Source organism: Herbaspirillum sp. GW821-FHT09A12 (assembly GCF_059418325.1).
In genome coordinates, this window is record NZ_JBWKPR010000015.1 from 50,700 (window position 1) to 69,636 (window position 18,937).

At 65.9% G+C, this 18,937-nt stretch carries 12 protein-coding genes; 8 read left to right on the top strand and 4 right to left on the bottom strand.

Going from position 1 to position 18,937, the window contains the following annotated elements; genetic code table 11:
- Positions 1-54: 54 nt before the first annotated feature.
- The 3 genes from AC07N6_RS22165 to AC07N6_RS22175 all read left to right on the top strand — a co-directional run bounded on the left by AC07N6_RS22165 (position 55) and on the right by AC07N6_RS22175 (position 8,727).
- Positions 55-2,238, top strand: a complete 2,184-nt coding sequence (locus tag AC07N6_RS22165) for a methyl-accepting chemotaxis protein (protein ID WP_494783339.1) — start codon at positions 55-57, stop codon at positions 2,236-2,238.
- A gap of 24 nt (positions 2,239-2,262) precedes the next feature.
- The gene (locus AC07N6_RS22170) at positions 2,263-7,542 is read left to right on the top strand and encodes a hybrid sensor histidine kinase/response regulator (protein ID WP_494786284.1); all 5,280 of its coding nucleotides are present in this window, start codon (positions 2,263-2,265) and stop codon (positions 7,540-7,542) included.
- Between the two features lie 261 nt (positions 7,543-7,803).
- Complete coding sequence (locus tag AC07N6_RS22175) at positions 7,804-8,727, top strand: LysR family transcriptional regulator (RefSeq protein ID WP_494783336.1); 924 nt, start codon at positions 7,804-7,806, stop codon at positions 8,725-8,727.
- Between the two features lie 32 nt (positions 8,728-8,759).
- Here AC07N6_RS22175 and AC07N6_RS22180 read toward each other — a convergent pair whose 3' ends face one another.
- From AC07N6_RS22180 to AC07N6_RS22190, 3 genes are all read right to left on the bottom strand, one after another.
- On the bottom strand, positions 8,760-9,617 hold the full coding sequence (locus tag AC07N6_RS22180) for a sulfurtransferase (protein ID WP_494783335.1): 858 nt from the start codon (positions 9,615-9,617) through the stop codon (positions 8,760-8,762).
- Between the two features lie 38 nt (positions 9,618-9,655).
- Complete coding sequence (locus tag AC07N6_RS22185; protein ID WP_494783334.1) at positions 9,656-10,573, bottom strand: DMT family transporter; 918 nt, start codon at positions 10,571-10,573, stop codon at positions 9,656-9,658.
- Positions 10,574-10,865: 292 nt separating this feature from the next.
- Positions 10,866-11,984 (bottom strand): aromatic ring-hydroxylating oxygenase subunit alpha, encoded by a 1,119-nt coding sequence (locus AC07N6_RS22190; protein WP_494783333.1) that lies wholly within the window; start codon positions 11,982-11,984, stop codon positions 10,866-10,868.
- Positions 11,985-12,250: 266 nt separating this feature from the next.
- Here AC07N6_RS22190 and AC07N6_RS22195 point away from each other — a divergent pair, with 266 nt between their 5' ends.
- The 3 genes from AC07N6_RS22195 to dxs all read left to right on the top strand — a co-directional run bounded on the left by AC07N6_RS22195 (position 12,251) and on the right by dxs (position 15,381).
- Entirely contained in the window at positions 12,251-12,511 is a 261-nt protein-coding gene (locus tag AC07N6_RS22195) for an exodeoxyribonuclease VII small subunit (RefSeq protein ID WP_494783332.1), read from the top strand.
- Positions 12,511-13,443, top strand: coding sequence for a polyprenyl synthetase family protein (locus AC07N6_RS22200; RefSeq protein ID WP_494783331.1), 933 nt, complete (start codon positions 12,511-12,513; stop codon positions 13,441-13,443). The genes AC07N6_RS22195 and AC07N6_RS22200 overlap by 1 nt, the downstream gene beginning before the upstream one ends.
- A gap of 72 nt (positions 13,444-13,515) precedes the next feature.
- A complete protein-coding gene (gene dxs / locus AC07N6_RS22205) occupies positions 13,516-15,381 on the top strand; it encodes a 1-deoxy-D-xylulose-5-phosphate synthase (RefSeq protein ID WP_494783330.1) in 1,866 nt (621 codons plus the stop codon).
- 65 nt (positions 15,382-15,446) lie between these two features.
- On the opposite strand, the gene AC07N6_RS22210 is transcribed toward dxs, so the two are convergent.
- Positions 15,447-16,004, bottom strand: coding sequence for a cob(I)yrinic acid a,c-diamide adenosyltransferase (locus tag AC07N6_RS22210; RefSeq protein WP_494783329.1), 558 nt, complete (start codon positions 16,002-16,004; stop codon positions 15,447-15,449).
- A 293-nt stretch (positions 16,005-16,297) separates the two neighbouring features.
- Between AC07N6_RS22210 and AC07N6_RS22215 the strand changes: the two genes are divergently transcribed.
- Complete coding sequence (locus AC07N6_RS22215; protein ID WP_494783328.1) at positions 16,298-17,713, top strand: FAD-binding oxidoreductase; 1,416 nt, start codon at positions 16,298-16,300, stop codon at positions 17,711-17,713.
- 98 nt (positions 17,714-17,811) lie between these two features.
- Entirely contained in the window at positions 17,812-18,702 is an 891-nt protein-coding gene (locus AC07N6_RS22220; protein ID WP_494783327.1) for a LysR substrate-binding domain-containing protein, read from the top strand.
- The last annotated feature ends 235 nt before the right edge of the window (positions 18,703-18,937 follow it).

Consider the following 18,937-nt stretch of genomic DNA (forward strand, 5'->3'; position numbering starts at 1 on the left):
CGCACTGCCGCGGCAAGGGGTATGCCGATCTGACATTACAAAGGAGCACCAGTCATGGCACTGAGTTTGCCGCGTCTGCGAAAAAAGCAAAGACATGCAGCCGAGAAGGAGCAGGGGAGTCCCGCCGCGTTACCATCGCGCCTGACCCGGCTGCCCTTCATCAACCGTTTCTCGCTGCGCAGGCAGACCCGCATCCTGCTGGGCATTCTCGCCTTGTCGCTGGCCAGCACCTTCTTTTTCCTGTGGCAAGGCTCGCGCAACTACATCCATGCGACCTTCCAGACGCACATCGCCTCCGACCTGGTGATGCATTCGCAGCGCATCGGCAAGGCCGTGCCGAATGCCATCCAGGGCAACAAGGAGGCCTTCTCCCAGCTTGCCGAAAGCCGTAACGAATTCAACCGGGACCTGGGCCTGCTGACGGCCGGCGGTTCTTACCAGGGTTACCGGATCAGCCTTCCCGATGCCGCGATGAAGCCGGTGCTGGGCGATGTGCAAAAGATTTGGGAGCATACCAACCGCGCTTCCGAAACCATTCTCCGGCTGGAAAAGGAGTTGACCGGTTTCGGCGTCACCCTCAAGCGCCTCAACCTCTTGCTGCCGACCATGCTCGACTTGAGCGAGCAGATTTCCATGCTGCAGTCGCAAGGCTCCGCCAGCCCGCGCGAGATGACCGCGGCCGGGCAACTGGTGCTGCTGACGCTGCGCCTGGGGCGCAGCGCCAACGAGTTCCTAACCTCGGAAGGGGTCAATCCCGAAACTGCCTTCCTGCTCGGCAAGGACGTCAATACCTTCCACGACATCATCGACGGCTTCCTGAACGGCAGCGAGCTGCTGCGGCTCAAGCCGGTGTCCGACCCGGAGATGCGCGACAAGCTGGTGGAACTGGAACGGGTCTTCGGCGAATACCAGCCGCAGGTGGCCGACATCCTGGGCAACCTGCAGAATTTCATCGCCGCCAAGCAATCCGAGCAACTGGTGTTCCTGGAGAACGAGCTGCTCAAGAAGCACCTGACCGTATTGCAGACCGACTACCGCATCGTCCAGGAGTCGCGCGGCTGGACCTTCTGGGCCATGCTGGGGGCCACGGTGTGCGCCCTGATCAGCGCCATCGGCATCGCGCTGGTGCAGCTGCAAAACAGCCGCAACAATGCCGCCGATGCCGAAGCGCGGCGCCAGGAAGCCGAAGCGCAACGCCTGCATGCGCAACAGCAGGAAGAAAAGGCCATGCGCACCAACGTCGCCAACCAGGCGGCCATCCTGCGCCTGATGAATGAATTGCAGAAGGTCGCCGACGGCGACCTGACGGTGCACACCACCGTGTCCGAAGACATCACCGGCGCCATCGCCGACTCGGTCAACTACACCGTGGAGGCGCTGCGCGGCCTGGTGGGGCAGGTCACGCAGATGGCATCGAAGGTGGCGGCATCCTCCGACCATGTGCGCAGCACCACCACCGAACTGGCCAGCGCGGCCCGCATGCAGGCGCGGCGCATCCAGGAAACCGGGCACTCCATGCTGGAGATGTCGATGCAGATCACCGACGTCTCGGTGTCCGCCAGCGAGTCGGCCGATGTGGCGCGCCATTCGGTGGTGGTGGCCGAGCGCGGGGCCAAGGCGGTGGAGGATGCGGTCAAGGCGATGAACGAGATCCGCGAACAGATCCAGGAAACCTCCAAGCGCATCAAGCGGCTGGGCGAGTCTTCGCAGGTGATCGGCGAGATCACCGAACTGATTTCCGACATCACCGAACAGACCAACGTGCTGGCGCTCAATGCCGCCATCCAGGCGGCATCGGCAGGCGAAGCCGGGCGCGGTTTCTCGGTGGTGGCCGAAGAGGTGCAGCGCCTGGCCGAGCGCTCCAGCGCCGCCACGCGCGAAATCGGCGCCCTGGTGCGCATGATCCAGACCGATACCCACGACGCCGTGGCGGCGATGGAAAAATCCACCGCCGGCGTGGTGGAGGGGGCGGTGCTGTCGGATGCCGCCGGCGCCGCGCTGTCGGATATCCGCAGCGTTTCCAACCAGCTGGCCGAACTGATCCAGGGCATGTCGCTGTCGACCGAGCAGCAGGCGATCTCGGCCAATGGCGTGGCGCAGAATATCCAGAGCATCCTCACCGAAAACGAAATCATCGAGCAGAGCCGCGAGCAGGTGACCACCTTGTATCACGAGCTGTGGGACGCGGCCCGCGAGCTTGAAAGCTCGGTGTCGCGCTTCCGCGTGACGGTGTCCTGATCTTTGCCTGCCGCAATCTCATCGATGGATGCCGCCATTGCCATCTCCGCCACCCCGGCCGCAAGGCCGCAGCCGCGCGCGCAAATCTCGGACAACCTGAGGATGCTGGAGGCGGCGCTGCATGAGGCGCTCGACCAACTGCTGGCCAGCCTGAACGGCGCCGCAAGCGAAGCGCCGCCGGCGCAGCGGGCCGCGCTGGCGGCGGCCGGATTGTCCGAGCTGACGCAGGTGCTCGCCCTGGCCGGGGCCGATGCCGCGGCGCGGCTGATGACCATGGCGCATGATCATCTGTTGCGCTGTGCCGGACCAGATCCGTCCGTCTGGCCTCCCGCCGATAGTGCCGCCATCGCGCAGGCGCTGTGGAGCCTGCACGATTATCTCGATGCCTTGCACCACAAGGGCGGCAGCAGCGACATCTGCGACTGGTCGCTGTTGACGGCCAGCCGGCGCTTGCAGCCGGCGCATGGCGCTGCCGTTGCAGCCGCGGCCGCTGTCGAGGCCGTCGTCCCCGGCAGCGCCGGGGAACGCAGCGCGGCCTTTGCGCAGGCCTTGGGCGAACTCGAGGCCGACCGCGGTTTGGATGCGGCCCTGGCTGCTGTGCTGGCGCTGGAGGCCGCCTTGTCCGGTATGCCCGAACTGGCGCCGGCGCAGGCCTTCATTGGTCGTATCGCCGCCGGTATCCAGCCGCTGGATGCGCACGCGCTGTCGGTGCTGTCGGGGGGGGGGGGGGGGGGGGGGGCCTTGCTGGCCGCCAACCCCGCCGACCCCGCCGACCCCGCCGACCCCGCCGACCCCGCCGACCCCGCCGACCCCGCCGACCCCGCCGACCCCTCCGGCAGCGCCCTACACACCGCCTTTGTCTTGCGCCGCATCGCCTTCCTGCAGGCGATGGCGGATGAACAGGCGCGGCATCAGCCGCGCCCGGGCGACGCGTCGCAGCAGATGCTCAGGCTGATGCTGCTGGCTGCCGAATTGCTGGGCGCGTGGGACCGTTGCGTCGGCATTGGCGCCGCCGCCGGCCGCATCGACGCCGTCTGGCAATGGTGCGAAATCGTATTGCGCGCCGTCACGGTCAGCCGCAGGATCTGGCCGCGCCTGCGGGCGCCCGGCATGTCGGGTTTTCTGGACGCGCTGAGCCGCTTGGCGCTGGAGCTGGGGATGTCGCAGCGGGCCGATGGCCGCGACCGCGAGGTGAGCAGTTGCCTGATCTTCTTCGACGAATGCCTGCGCCGCCGTCTGTACGGCGAGGAAGACTTCCACGGGCAGGTCGATTGCATCGTCGACCATCTTGCCATGCTCGCCCACGGGGAGGTCGAGCCAGAGCCTTTCCCCTGGTTCTCGCGTGAATTGCGCGCGGACATGGCGCGTCGCATGGTCGGCGTGGTGGAGCGGAAAATGCAAGACAAGCTCGCCGGCATCGAACAAGCGCTGGAGGCGTTGTGGTCGCCGCTGAGCCCAGGTTCAGCGGCGGCGGCCTCGGTGGCGGACATCGGCCTCGGCTTTGCCAGGATCGAGGGGCTGGCGGCGCAATTGCGATCGCTTGAGATACGCGAACTGGCCCGGACGCTGCGTATCCAGGCGGCGACCCGCTTGCCCGACACCTTGCGCTTGTCGGACGCCGATGAGGATTGGCAGGCGCGGCGGCGCGGCGATGCCTTGCGCGCGACGATGGTGCGCGACATTGCCCGCCTGGGACAATTGCTCGAGCAGGCCTGCAGGTCCCCCTTCAACCGCTGGGACCAGCGCCAGGATCAGGCGTCGGCGGCCGCCGCCGCCGATCCGGCGCTGGTGGCCGACATCCGGCGCGTACTCGACCAGGACGGCGGCATGCCTTTGTCGTCCGATTCGGCGACGGCGCCTGTCTCGGGCCATTTCGAGCAGGATGTCCCCGGCGAGTGGCAGCCGCAGGAGCGCGACCCGGAGATGATGGACGTATTCCTGACCGAGGCGCGCCAGATGCTCGGCAGTTTGCGCGAGGATTTGCCCCGGCTCGAAGGCGGGCTCGCCGATCCGGAATTGCTGGCCAGCGTGCGCCGTTGCTTCCATACCTTCAAGGGCAGCGGACGCATGGTCGGATTGGCGGCGCTTGCCGATGCCGCGCATGCGGTGGAGAGCCTGCTCAATGCCTGCCTTGCCGAGGCGCGCGCGACCGGGCATGCCGCGCTGGCACAGCCGGTGCTGACGTTCCTGGAAAACAGCCGCCTGCTGCTGGAGGAGTGGATCGGGGATCTCGCCGCGCAAGGCGGCTCGTGCCGCACGGCGCCGTCGCTGGCGGCCGCGGCCCTGGCGTTGCGCAATGGCGTGACGGCAGCGTGGCCGCAGGGGCGCGCAAACCAGGCCGCTCCCGCTCAGGCCGTCCCCGCCGCGCGGCAAGCGCGCTTCGATACGGTGGCCGATGCCCCGCCGGCTGCCGCCCCTGTCGTTGCCCGACCGGATGGCCGACCGTCCGCTGCAACGAATGCGGTCAATGTCACCAATGTCACCAATGTCGCCAACGCCGCCAACGCCGCCAACGCCGCCAACGCCGCCAACGCCGCCAACGCCGCCAACGCCGCCAACGCCGATCCCCAGTTGCGCGACATTTATCTGAACGAGGCCCGCCAGTTGTTCAAGACCCTGCGCCAGCATGGCAGCAGCTGGCGCGCCAAGGCAAACAGCGGCCTGATTGCGCCGGCGCCGCCGCTGTTCATGCGCGCCATCCATACCTTGCGCGGTTGCAGCGCCACGGCCGGGTTTGCCGGCATGCAGCAGTTGGCCGGTTTGCTGGATGACTTGCTGGAACAGGTCAAGGCCGCTGCGACCGGGCTCGACGGCAACCAGCTGACGACGGTGGAGCGCGCCGTCGACGCCATGGACGCCATGCAGGAGCAATACCGGCAGGGCGCCCTGCCGCCGGCGCCGGCGCAGGAGAGCGAGGCATTGTCGGCACTCTTGCAGCAAGTGCGCCAGCCGCGCGCGAACGCAGGTGCCGCGGGGGGAGCGGAGGCAGTAGAGGCAGTGGCGGTAGCGCAGGTAGCGCTGCCTTTGCCGGCCGCGGCGCCGGACGCGCGCCCGATTGACCACGAGGCCGGCGAGTTGCGCGACGAAATCGACCACGACCTGCTGCCGGTCTTCCTGGAAGAGGGCCAGGATCTGCTGGCCGCGGTGGGGGAGGGATTGCACCGCTTCCAGCGCGACGCCTCCGATCGCGCGGCCATCGCCGAATTGCAGCGGCCGTTGCATACCGTCAAGGGCAGCGCGCGCATGGCCGGCGCCTTGCGCCTGGGGCAACTGATGCATGAACTGGAGAGCGGCGTGCAGCGCATGCTGCGCCAGCAAGACGGGGCGGATGCCGTGGCCGGCTTGCTGGCGCTATACGACCAGGCGCTCACGCAGTTCGAGGCCTTGGAGCAACTGGGCGCGCTGGGCGCCGTCGATGGCGCATCCGCGCCGTTGCAGCGCCTGTCCGAGAGCGAACGCAAGCTGGCTTCGCCGCTGGTGCGCATCAAGGTCAGCGCGCTCGACAAGTTGCTCAACCAGGTCGGTGAAGTCTCGATCGCGCGCTCGCAGCTGGAGAATGAGGTCGATGCGCTGCACAAGAGCGCGCGGGAACTGGCGGAGAACATCGCCAAGCTGTCGGCCCAGTTGCGCGATGTGGAGATTCAGGCCGAGATCCAGATGGCCGCTTCCCATCATGCCAGCGGCGAGAGCGTGCGCTTCGACCCGCTGGAGCTCGACCGCTTTACCTACTTGCAGGAACTCACGCGCATGATGGCCGAGAATGTCAACGACGCGGCCTCACTGCAAAAACAGCTGATCGATTCCGCCGGCAAGACGCAGGAAGGCTTGCGGCGCCAGGGGCGCCTCACGCGCGAGTTGCAGCAGGAGCTGATGTACACCCGCATGGTCAAGTTCAAGAGCCTGGAGCAGCGCTTGCAGCATCTGGTGCGGCAGTTGGGCAATGAAACCGGCAAGGCGCTGGCGCTGGACATCGGCGGCGGCGACGTGGAACTGGACCGCGGCATCCTGGAACGGATGATCGGGCCCTTCGAGCACTTGCTGCGCAATGCCGCCGTGCATGGCATCGAAGCCGGCGCCGAGCGCGCCGCGGCAGGCAAGCAAGCGGCCGGCCGGCTCAGCGTGCAGGCCGCGCAGGAGGGCAGCGAAGCCATTATCCGCATCGCCGACGACGGCCGCGGCCTCGACCTGGCCGCGATTCGCCGCAAGGCCGCGGCGCAGGGGCTGATCGGCGCAGATGCCGCGCTGGGCGACGCGCGGGTGAGCGAACTGATCTTCGAACCCGGCTTTACCACCGCATCGGAAGTGTCGGCCCTGGCCGGACGCGGCGTGGGCATGGATGTCGTGCGCTCCGAAGTGACGGCGCTGGGCGGGCGCGTCACGGTGGAGTCGCGGGCCGGCGCGGGCACCCATTTCACGATCCATTTGCCGTTGTCGCTGGCCGTCAAGCAGGTCTGCCTGTTGCGGCAGGGCGACCAGACCTACGCGATTCCATCGATGCTGGTCGACAAGGTGGTGCAACTGCGCGGCAAGGAGATGCGGCAGGCGCTGGACGCGGAGGCCCTGGCCGAAGGCGGGCGCATGGTGGCGCTGCATCCGCTGGACCGGCTGCTCGACGAGCCGCGGGCAGAAGGCCGCTTGCCGCAGGCGTCGAGCTATGTCTTGTTCGTCAAGGGCGGCAACGACCTGGTGGCGATTCTGGTGGACCAGGTGCTGGGCAACCGGGAGGTGGTTGCCAAGCCGCTTGGGCCGCAGCTCGACACCCTGGTCGGCGTGGTCGGCGCCACCGTGCTGGGCAACGGCGAGATCGCCCTGATCATCAATCCATTGCTGCTGGCGCGCCGCACCGGAGTCCGCCGGCTGGCAAGTCGCCAGGTCGACGCCGCGCCGCGCGCCGAACAGAAGATGGTGATGGTGGTCGACGACTCGCTCACGGTGCGCAAGGTGATGCAGCGCCTGCTGGCGCGCGAAGGTTACGCGGTGGCCACGGCCACCGACGGCTATGATGCCATCGGCCAGTTGCACGACCTGACGCCGGACATCTTCCTGGTCGATATCGAGATGCCGCGCATGGACGGCTATACCCTGGTGCGCCACCTGCGCGACAACGAGTCCACGCGCGACAAGCCCATCATCATGATCACTTCCCGCACCGGCGCCAAGCACCGCGAGCGCGCGATGGAGCTGGGGGTCAACCATTACATGGGCAAGCCGTATCAGGATGACAAACTGCTGGCGCTGATCAGGCATTTCACCGGCGATGCCGGCGCCCGGGACGAAGACGACTTCCGCGACGTCTTGTATTGAGCGCGCTTTAGCGTGGTTTAGCGCGGATTGCCGGTACGCTTGCACCCGCGCCGCATCGTCCAGCGAATGCCGATGCTGCAGACGAGGCCGAGCAGGCCGAGAAACAATAACAGGTCGTCAAGCACAATGGGTCCTTGGGAAAGGGCCCGCATGGCGCGGGCATTGCGAATGCTTGCACTGTATGCGCCCGGCGCCGCACGCGCCAATATCAAATGGGGCGGGGCGCCATCTCAAAACGATATGGAGACTCAGGGAGGAGACATGATTTCATTTCGGCAGCTCAGGTACTTCGTCGAAATCGTCGAAGCCGGCGGCTATACGCGCGCGGCGGAACGCCTGTTCATCGCGCAATCGGCGCTGAGCCGGCAGATCAAGGAGTTGGAGGGCGACCTCGACGTGGTGCTGCTGCGGCGCGACGCCAAGCAGTTCGAGCTGACCGATGCCGGGCAGGATTTCTACGAGCGCAGCCGCAAGATCCTGCTCGATATCGACCGCGCCGTGGCCCAGGCGCGCACCATCGGCAAGGGCGAGCATGGCGCGTTGCGCCTGCTGCATTCCAGTTCGGTGCCGTTGTCGGCGCCGCTGGGACCGACCTTGAACGAAGTGCTCAAGGCCTTTCCCGGCATTTCACTGGAGATATCGCAGGCGCCGTCCGAATACCAGGCGCGCGAAATCGATGAAGGCAGTGCCGACATCGGCCTGGCGCGCCTGCCCATCCTGCGCAAGCATCCCAACCTGGAAAGCACGGTGCTGTACCGCGAGCGGCTGGTGGCGGCGGTGCCGGCCACGCACCGGCTGGCGCGGCGCGACCAGGTGGAAATCGCCGAACTGCGCGAGGAGCATTTCGTCTCGGTGCCGCACCGCGATCGCGGCGGCCTGAGTTATCTGGTGGCCGAGCGCTGCATCGCGCACGGTTTCTATCCGCGCGTGGCGCGCGCGACTTCGCGCAAGAACTCGCTCCTGAGCCTGGTCAATGCCGGCTTCGGCATCGCCGTGGTGCCGCAGAGCATGGCCAGCATTTCGCTGGCGGCGGGCGTGAGCTTTCCGGCAATGAAGGATGCCGATTTCTATTCGGAGGTGGCGTTGCTGTGGCGGCGCGATGCGCCAGCCATGGTGAACCAGTTCGTGCAAGCCTTCATCGAGGGCCTGAGGGCGGCGGGCTTGCCGGCGCCGGACGGGGACTGAACCGAGTCCGGCGCGCGCGGCAGGGAAGCGTCTCAGGCGCCGGTCGCGACCGGGCGCCTGGCGTCCGCACTCCATTCGCTCCATGAGCCCGGATACAGGCGGGCGCCGCCCAGCCCGGCCACTTCCAGCGCCAGCAGGTTATGGCAGGCTGTCACGCCGGAGCCGCACTGCATCACCGCGGCATGCGGATCGCCGATCACCGACAGCCATTCCTCGCGCAACCGGACGGCGTCCTTGAAGCTGCCATCGGCCTGCAGGTTGTCCTTGAAGAAACGGTTCCTGGCGCCCGGGATGTGGCCGCCGACCGCGTCCATGGTTTCGTTCTCGCCGCGGAAGCGGTCCGGCGCGCGCGCATCCACTACCTGCAGCGTTTGCGATTGCAGATTCTCCACCAGCGCCTGCGCATCCACCGTCTTGACGATCGAGGTCAGGTCCTGGACGTTGCCGTGCGCGGCCGGCGGCGGCACTTCCGCCGTCAACGGCTCGCCGATGGCCTGCCAGGTGGGCAGGCCGCCGTCCAGCACCGCCACGTCGCTGTGGCCGATCCAGCGCAAGAGCCACCACAGCCGCGCGGCGAACATGCCGCCGTGGGCGTCGTAGGCCACCACCTGGGTGTCGTTGTTGATGCCCAGCGCGCGCATCGCCTCGACGAAACGCTGGCGGTCCGGCAGCGGATGGCGGCCATGGAAACGGCCCGCCGCGTCGGTCTTGGGGCCGGACAGGATATCGTCCAGATGGACGAAGCGCGCCTGGGCGATGTGGCCGGCGGCATAGGCGTCGCGCCCGGCGTTCGGATTGGCCAGGTCGTGGCGGCAATCGACGATCGCCAGGTTCAGGTATTGCGCGCGCGACTTCAGTTCGGCGGCGCTGATCAGGGTGCTGTAGGTCATGCGGTCTCTCCTGGTTCTCGGATGCGGATAATCGGGGTTCACACTTCGGTCGCGATCGGGTCGACCTTGGGCACGTTCTTGGCGGTGGTCTGGTTGCTGCGCTGGTTACGGTAAGTGGCGACGATGCCGCTGGCCAGGATGATGGCCACGCCGGTCCAGCCGACCCAGCCCGGCGCGTCGTTCCAGATGACCACCCCGAACAGGCTGGCAAACACGATGCCGGTATATTGCAGGTTGGCCGTCAGGAGCGTATTGCCCAGGCGGTAGGCGCGCGTCATGGCGATCTGCGCCAGCGTCGCCGTCAGGCCGATGGTGAACACCAGCAGCGCGCCGGTGGCCGAATGCGCGTGCAACAGCGGGATCTTGCCGGCAAACAGGTTGCCCGCCAGCCCGGCCACCACGCCGGTCAACGAGAAGTAGAACACCACGCGGTATTCGGGTTCCCCCAGCAGGCCCAGCTTGCGCACCTGCAGGTAGACCAGCGCCGAGAGCACGCCGGACGCCAGCGCCACCGCGCCGCCCAGCAACTGGTTGGCGTCGAGCGATGGGCGCATCAGCAGCGCCACGCCGACGAAACTCATCAGCACGGTGCCGGCCAGGCCCCATTCGAACTTCTTGGAACCCTTCCACCAGTTGGCGGCGAACAGCATGGCCGCGATCCAGATCGACGACATGTAGTTGAGCGTGGTGGCGGTGGCGACCGGCAGCAGGCTGAATGAATAGAACCACATCCACAGCGAGATCACGCCGACGCCGCCGCGGATCAGGTGATCCTTGGGAAAGGGCGTGCGGAAGGTGCCGCCGCGCACGAACACGATGCAGCAGATCACGGCCACGCCCACCAGTCCGCGGCACAGCACGATTTCAGCGGTGGTGTAGTAGTCGCCGGCCAGCTTGACGCACACCCCCATGATGGAAAACAGGAAAGAAGCGACGAGCATCCAGAGCGATTGCATGGCGATGATGGTGTGTTGGTGGGGGGAGGGGTTTTTTACGGTATTGGGGTGCGATGCGAGGCGGCCGGTTCAGGGACTGCCGTCCCGCTCCCGCAAAAACAAAATCGGCAGCGCCGGACGAGTCCGATGCTGCCGATCCGATACTGCGACTGCCATCAGGGTTGGCGTTTTGGCAAGCATGGCGGGGTAGTTGCGACAGTAAGGTTCGGTCTTGCCAGATCCCTGCCGCTGCGCCTGCATGTGCCGTCTCCCCTGGAGCCCGCGTCATGCGCGGGCATGTCTGTCTATCTGTCTATTCTTGCGCGCCTGCCGGCACCTCGAGCTGGGTGCGGTACCACTCATGGAAGTGCTGCATGCCGTCTTCCATCGGCGACTGGTAGGGGCCGACTTCGCTGGTGCCGCGATCCATCAGTATACGACGGCCCGCATCCATGCGCAGGGCGATCTCGTCGTCCTCGATGCAGGTCTCCATGTAGGCGGCGCGTTCGGCTTGCACCATCTCGCGTTCGAACAGGGCGATTTCTTCCGGATAGTAGAACTCGACCACGTTGGTGGTCTTCTGCGGGCCGTCGGGCCACAGCGTCGACACCACCAGCACATGCGGATACCACTCGACCATGATGTTGGGATAGAGCGTGAGCCAGATCGCGCCGTACTTGGGCGGCGCGCCGTTGCCGAACTTGAGCAGCTTTTCCTGCCACTTGGCGTAGGTCGGCGAGCCGGACTTGGCCAGGCCGTGGTTCACCCCCACGGTCTGCACGCTGTAGTCGCGGCCGAATTCCCAGGTCAGGTCGTCGCAGCTGACGAAGTTGCCCAGGCCCGGATGGAAGGGCTCGACGTGGTAATCCTCAAGGTAGACCTCGATGAAGGTCTTCCAGTTGTAGTCGCACTGGTGGACTTCGGTGTGGTCGTACAGGTAGCCCGAGAAATCCAGGTCGCGGGCCACGCCGAGCTGGTTCAACTGCTGCGACACATTGGCGCCGTTGGCCTCGAACAGCAGGCCGTTCCAGTTCTGCAGCGGCGTCTTGGACAGGTTCAGGCAGGGCGTTTCGCCAAAATGCGGGGCCCCGATCAGCTCGCCCTTGAGGTCATAGGTCCAGCGGTGCAGCGGGCACACGATATTGCGCGCATTGCCGCGGCCGTCCAGCATCTTGGCCTGACGGTGGCGGCATACGTTGGACACCAGCTCGATGCCATGCGCATTGCGCACCAGCATGCGGCCTTCGTTTTCCCAGGGCAACGTGGCGTAGTCGCCGGTCTCCGGCACCATCAGCTCATGGCCGACGTAGCGTGGTCCTTGCTGGAATAAGGTGTGGAGTTCCCGCTGATGAAGCGGCTCGTCGAAGTAGACGTTGACTGGAAGTTGCGCGTTTGATCGCGCCAATTTGGCAAAAGTAGCAAGATCGGACATTTCCGCCCCCAAATTAATTTGCACCAACCTAAGGAAGAAAATCCGCAAAAACCTGTGTTCAAATAATATGAAGAGGAAATTTTGGACAGAACCGGGGATTATACCTCAAAACCCCCGTAAGGTTCCTGGTTTTGAGGTCATTTAGACAGCATTTTGGCTGAATTTACGCCGCTGGGCCTTAGTGTTGCTGCAAGTCTTAAACTGAATTGATTTTGGAATCGGCGGTTTGTTCTAAAATAGCAGGTTAGATTTTCAAATGGGTCGATATGCCAAGAACCTCAGCCACTGCCGCCGTCAATGCGCCCGCCTCCTTTGAGCAAGCCATGCAAGAGCTGGAACAGCTCGTGGCGCAGATGGAAGCCGGTGAACTGCCGCTGGAAGCTTCGGTGGCCGCCTACAAGCGCGGCTCGGAGCTGGTGAAGTTCTGCGCGGCCCAACTGGACAAGGTCGACAGCCAGGTCAAGGTGCTCGAAGGCGAGATGCTCAAGCCGTTCAGCGCCGACCCCGGCGCCGGGGAGGACGATTGATGACCGCACGCCTGGGAGCTTCCCTGTCTTTCCTCGAATGGATGCAGCAAGTGCAGGCCGGCATGGAAAACGTGCTCGAGCGCTTCCTGCCGCCGCTGTCGGTGGTGCCGGCGCGCCTGCATGAGGCGATGCGCTATACCGCGCTGGACGGCGGCAAGCGCGTGCGCCCGCTGCTGGTGTATGCCGCCGGCGACGTGTTCGATACGCCGCTGCCGCTGCTGGAGCGCGCCGCCGCCGCGGTCGAGATGATCCACGTCTACTCGCTGGTGCATGACGACATGCCCTGCATGGACGACGATGCCCTGCGCCGCGGCAAGCCCACCGTCCACGTCCGGTACGATGACGCCACCGCGCTGCTGGTGGGCGATGCCTTGCAGGCGCAAGCCTTCGGCACGCTGTCGGCGCCGCTGGAGGCCGAGCTGGACGCCGCCGACGCCGGCATGCCGGCGCGCCAGCTGCGCATGCTGAACCTGCTGGCGCAGGCCGCCGGTTCGGTCGGCATGTGCGGCGGCCAGGCGATCGACCTGGCCAGCGTCGGCATGACGCTGTCGCTGTCGGAGCTGGAACAGATGCATCGCCTGAAGACCGGCGCCCTGCTGCGCGCGGCGGTGCTGCTGGGCGCGCTGGGCGGCAAGGCGCTGACGGCCGAGGAGAGCGCGGCGCTGGACGACTATGCGCGCGCCATCGGCCTGGCGTTCCAGGTGGTCGACGACATTCTCGACGCTACCGCCGACTCGGCCACGCTGGGCAAGACCGCCGGCAAGGACGCGGCCGACAACAAGCCGACCTATGTCTCGATCCTCGGCCTGGGCGAATCGCAGGCGCTGGCCGAAAAGCTGCGCGGCAACGCGCACCAGGCGCTGGCGCCGTTCGGCGACAAGGCGCGCCGCCTGCGCGAACTGGCCGACCTGATCGTGCAACGAAAGGCATGAGGCGACGTCCGCCTTGCATCCTCACATTTTTGCGGACGTCTTCTTCAGACCCCATCAAACGGTAACAACAGTATGCTGCTTAATACCATCAACGTCCCGGCCGACCTGCGCCGCCTGTCCCGCCCCCAACTCAAGCCGCTGGCCGAGGAGTTGCGCGGCTTCGTGCTGGATTCCGTCTCCAAGACCGGCGGCCACCTGTCGTCCAACCTGGGCACCGTGGAGCTGACTATCGCGCTGCACTACGTCTTCAATACGCCGGAAGACCGCATCGTGTGGGACGTCGGCCACCAGACCTATCCGCACAAGATCCTCACCGGCCGCCGCGACCGCATGTCGACGCTGCGCCAGCAGGACGGCATCTCCGGTTTCCCGCGCCGCGCGGAAAGCGAATACGACACCTTCGGCACGGCGCACTCGTCGACCTCGATCTCGGCGGCGCTGGGCATGGCCATGGCCGCGAAGGCGCAAGGCTCGGACCGCCACGCCATCGCCGTCATCGGCGACGGCGCGATGACCGCCGGCATGGCCTTCGAGGCGCTCAACAACGCCGGCGTCCACGACGACATCAACCTGCTGGTGATCCTCAACGACAACGACATGTCGATCTCGCCGCCGGTGGGCGCGCTGAACCGCTACCTGGCGCGCCTGATGTCGGGCAAGTTCTACGCCCGCGCGCGCGACGTGGGCAAGTCGGTGCTGCCGGCGCCGGTGCTGGAGCTGGCCAAGCGGCTGGAAGAACATGCCAAGGGCATGATCGTCCCGGCCACCATGTTCGAGGAATTCGGCTTCAACTACATCGGCCCCATCGACGGTCACGACCTCGACTCGCTGATCCCCACGCTGCAGAACCTGAAGAACCTCAAGGGCCCGCAGTTCCTGCACGTGGTCACCAGGAAGGGCCAGGGCTACAAGCTGGCCGAGGCCGACCCGGTGCTGTACCACGGCCCCGGCAAGTTCAATCCCACCGAAGGCATCAAGCCCAGCGCCGGCGGCAAGCTGACCTATACCCAGGTGTTCGGCGACTGGCTGTGCGACATGGCGGCGGCCGACGACAAGCTGGTCGGCATCACCCCGGCCATGCGCGAAGGCTCGGGCATGGTGGGCTTCGAAAAGAAATTCCCCGAACGCTATTACGACGTCGGCATCGCCGAGCAGCACGCGGTGACCTTCGCCGCGGGCATGGCCTGCGAGGGCATGAAGCCGGTGGTGGCGATCTACTCGACCTTCCTGCAGCGCGCCTACGACCAGTTGATCCACGACGTGGCGCTGCAGAACCTGGATGTCACCTTCGCGCTGGATCGCGCCGGCCTGGTCGGCGCCGACGGCGCCACGCATGCCGGCAACTACGACCTGGCCTTCCTGCGCTGTATCCCGAACATGGTGGTGATGGCCGCCGCCGACGAGAATGAGTGCCGCCAGATGCTGTCCACCGCTTACCAATACAACGGCCCGGCGGCGGTGCGCTATCCGCGCGGCGCGGGCATCGGGGCAACAGTGCAAAAGAACCTGGAGGTGCTGCCCCTGGGCCGCGGCGAAGTCCGCCGCGACGGCCGCGGCATCGCGATCCTGGCGTTCGGCAGTATGCTGGCCCCGGCCCTGGGCGCGGGCGACAAGATCAACGCCACGGTCGCCAACATGCGCTTCATCAAGCCGCTGGACGTGGAACTGGTCAAGCAACTGGCCGCAACCCATGATGCGCTGGTGACGGTGGAAGAGGGCTGCATCATGGGCGGCGCCGGCGCCGCCGTGTCGGAGGCGCTGGCCGCCGCCGGCATCACCAAGCCGGTGCTGCACCTGGGCTTGCCCGACCGTTTCGTCGACCATGGCGATGCGGGCCAACTGCTGGCCCAATGCGGACTGGATGCGGGCGGCATCGCCCAGTCCATCGTGCAGCGTTTCGGCAAGGACCAGCCGCGGCTGGTAGTCAGCAACGGCTGAGTGCGATCCCTGCACTGAATGAAAACGCCCCGCAGATGCGGGGCGTTTTCATTGCACAAGCCTTTTCAGCGCTCGCGATCTTTTTCCCACAATACATCCTGTCCGCCGGCGGCGCGGTTCAACACGCGCGCCAGCACAAAGCACAGGTCGGACAGGCGGTTCAGGTATTGCCGCGCCGGGGCGTTGACGGTGCCGGCTTCGGCCTTGTCCAGCAGCACCACGCTACGCTCGGCGCGGCGGCAGACGGTGCGGCAGACGTGCGCCAATGCCGCGCCGCGCGAGCCGCCGGGCAGGATGAATTCCTTGAGCGGCGGCAAGGCGCCGTTGTACTGTTCCAGCAGCGCATCCAGCCGCGCCAGATGAGCGTCGGCCAGCACCGTATAGCCGGGGATGCACAGTTCGCCGCCGAGGTCGAACAGGTCGTGCTGGATGGACAGCAGCGCCTGGCGTACATCGTCCGGCAAGTCCTCGCACAGCAGCAGGCCCAGTTGCGAATTGAGTTCGTCCACATCGCCCAGCGCCTGGATGCGCAGGCTGTCCTTGCCGACGCGGCTGCCGTCGCCCAGTCCAGTGCTGCCGTCGTCGCCGGTGCGGGTGGCGATTTTCGAGAGGCGGTTGCCCATGTCATTTCTCCCTGTGTGAAGTTGCGCGAGCTTAAGCTGCGCGCGGCGCTTGCGCAAGGCCGGCACGGCATCTTGCCTTGCCTGGCCGGCAAGCAAAAAACGATAAAGAATTCACTTGATTTGGCGGGCGGGCCGAAACGGCATTGGCGATTTGCCGAATCACTTTGCCGCAAGAGAGTAAAATTCATCAGTTGAATCAGTGGTAAGGCCAATTGGCCGGCAAGGGATGCCGGCTAGCGCTACCGCAGTTGCAAATCCAATAAAAGAAATAACAGAGACACCGAGAGAGAGACATGAATCACATCGTTGACGCCCAGAAACTCAAGAAACCCGTTCCCCAGGCCTTGCTGGATGAACTGCAGACCCTCTTCGGCAGCCGCCTGTCGACTTCCATGGCCATGCGCGAACACCATGGCCGCGATGAATCCTCGTACGATCCGATGCTGCCCGATGCGGTGGTGTTCGCGCATACCACCGCGGAAGTCGCCGCCTTCGTCAAGCTGTGCAGCCGCTACGCAACCCCGATCATTCCCTATGGCGCCGGCACCTCGCTGGAAGGCCACATCCTGGCGCTGCAAGGCGGCATCACCATCGACCTGTCGCAGATGAACCGCGTGCTGGCGATCAACCCGGAAGACCTGACCGCCACCGTGCAGGCCGGCGTGACCCGCAAGCAACTGAACCAGGAAATCAAGGACACCGGCCTGTTCTTCCCGATCGACCCGGGCGCCGACGCCTCGCTGGGCGGCATGGCCTCGACCCGCGCCTCCGGCACCAACGCCGTGCGCTACGGCACGATGAAGGAAAACACGCTGACCCTGACGGTAGTCACCGCCGACGGCAACATCATCAAGACCGGCACCCGCGCCAAGAAATCCTCGGCCGGCTACGACCTGACCCGCGTGTATGTGGGCAGCGAAGGCACGCTGGGCATCATCACCGAAGTCACGGTGCGCCTGTATCCGCAGCCGGAAGCGATCTCGGCCGCGATCTGTTCCTTCCCCAGCGTGGCCGACGCCGTCAACACCGTGATCCAGACCATCCAGGTCGGGGTGCCGCTGGCGCGCGTGGAGCTGCTCGACGAGAACGGCGTCAAGGCCATCAACGCCCATGACAAGCTGAGCCTGCCGGTCAATCCGCTGCTGCTGTTCGAATTCCACGGCAGCGAAAACGGCGTCAAGGAACAGGCCGAGGTGGTGCAGGACATCGCCAACGACAACAACGCCACCGGCTTCGAATGGGCCACCCGTCCCGAAGACCGCACCCGCCTGTGGACGGCGCGCCATAACGCCTATTTTGCGCTGCTGCAGCTGCGCCCGGGCGCGCGCGCCATCTCCACCGACTGCTGCGTGCCGATCTCGCGCCTGGCCGAATGCGTGCTGGAAACCAAGGCCGACTGCGAGGCGCAAGGCCTGATCCACGCCATCATCGGCCACGTCGGCGACGGCAATTTCCACGTGCAGATGATGGTCGACCCCAACGACCCGGCCGACATTGCCAAGGCCGAAGGCGTCAACCAACGCATGGTGGCGCGCGCCATTGCCATGGACGGCACCTGCACCGGCGAGCACGGCGTGGGCTTGCACAAGATGGACTTCCTGGTGCAGGAGCATGGCAACGGCGCGATTGACGTGATGCGCGCGATCAAGCATGCGCTGGACCCCAAGAACATCATGAACCCCGGCAAGATCCTGCGCTGGGAGCAGTAAGCAACGCGATGCCGGCGGCCTGCCGCCGGCATCTGTCAGGTTTGTCTTCACCCGTCGGCAGCAGTCCGTTTTTCAGCACGATCAGCACGAAAGAATCCATGGCCACCCGCCTTCCACCCGTCCACGCCTTGTCCGCATTCGAAGCGGCAGCCCGGCATAACTCCTTCGCCATCGCCGCGGAAGAGCTCTGCATCACTCCTTCGGCGCTGTCGCACCGCATTCGCCTGCTGGAAGAGTTTGTCGGCGAACGCCTGTTCTACCGCGATGGCCGCTCCATCGGCTTGTCCGAATTCGGCCGCCGTTACCTGGATGTGGTGCGTTCGGCGCTGCGCACGCTGACCGATTTCCCGATGCCGCACCGCAACGCCGCGGTGCAACCCAAGATCAAGGTGATGCTGCCGCCGACCTTCGCGCGCCACCTGCTGATGCCGCGCATCGTCGACTTCACCCAGCGCCATCCGGAGATCGTGGTCGAGCTGTACCTGTCGGTGCCGCTGTACGACCTGTCGCTGTCGGAAAGCGACGTCGAGATCCGTTTCGGCGCCGGCAACTATCCCAACATCGTCACCGAAAAGCTGTTCGAAGAACCGGCCTTCGCGGTCGCCAGCCCGAACTACCTCAAGACCCTGCCGCCGATGAAAACGCCGGCCGACCTGCAGCACGCCAACCTGCTGCGCTCGGCGCTGGAACCCTGGCAGCCGTGGTTCGAGGCGGCCGGCCTGAAGGACTGGAGCGAGCCGTCTTCCGGCCTGCGCGTGGACGACCTGGGCCTGTTGCTGGAAGCGGTGCGCCACGGCTACGGCATCGGCCTGACCCGCCAGCACTTCGCCGAAGAATTGCTGGCGCGCGGCGAGATCGTCGAACTGTTCGACGTGCGCCTGCGCACGCCGCCGCATGCCTACTACGTGGTCTACGAGCGCTCGGCGCGCGAGCGCCCCGAGGTCGACGCCTTCATCAACTGGATGCAGAACGCGTTCAAGAATATCTGACCTGCCTGTCGGCGCGGATTGCCCCGCTGAAAATAATTCATTCCCGCCAAAAATTCTTTTCAGTGCGCGCCGCAGCAACAATCCGGCTTGGCGCCAGCGAAATTCGTTACACTTGGAGCCTTGATAAAGGTTCGCGCCGCCGCCTGGAAAGCGGCATCGGCGCGGGCAAGAACAAGCGAGACAGCAGGCGTTGTGCAGCCGGCAGGCGGATACGCCGTTGCACTCCGGCAGCCTC